Annotated in this window: 1 protein-coding gene; it reads right to left on the bottom strand. The window is 63.0% G+C overall.

All coding sequences use genetic code 11. The annotated features are described in order from the left end of the window. A partial coding sequence (locus HX786_RS31545; protein WP_178913089.1) for a condensation domain-containing protein occupies positions 1 to 405 on the bottom strand: 405 nt, incomplete at both ends.

Here is a 405-nt window from a genome sequence, read left to right as displayed (position 1 = left end):
ATACCTTTGAGGGATTGAGCCGGGTCCGCAGCCGGCGTCAGCTTGACCGGGAACACACTGGTGAACCAACCGATGCTGCGGGTCAGGTCGATGTCGTCAAACAAGTCTTCGCGACCATGGCCTTCCAACTGGATCAAGGCATCGGCGTGGCCGGTCCAGCGGCAAACCACCCGCGCGAGCGCGGTCAGTAGCAGGTCGTTGACCTGGGTGCGATAGGCCTTGGGGGCGTTTTGCAGCAGTTGGCGGGTGTGCGTCGGGGTCAAGGCGCTGTGCACCGTGGCACCTTGATCATTGCGCAAGCCGGCTTCGGGATCGAGGCACGGCAAGGCGCTGTCGACGTCGGCCAGCAGCGTTTGCCAGTCATGCAACTCCTGTTGCAGGCGTTCGGTTCGGGCATAACCTTGC

The sequence above is a fragment of the Pseudomonas sp. 21615526 genome (assembly GCF_013386245.1).
Taxonomy (GTDB): Bacteria; Pseudomonadota; Gammaproteobacteria; order Pseudomonadales; family Pseudomonadaceae; genus Aquipseudomonas.
This window is presented reverse-complemented; position numbering and strand designations above follow the sequence as displayed.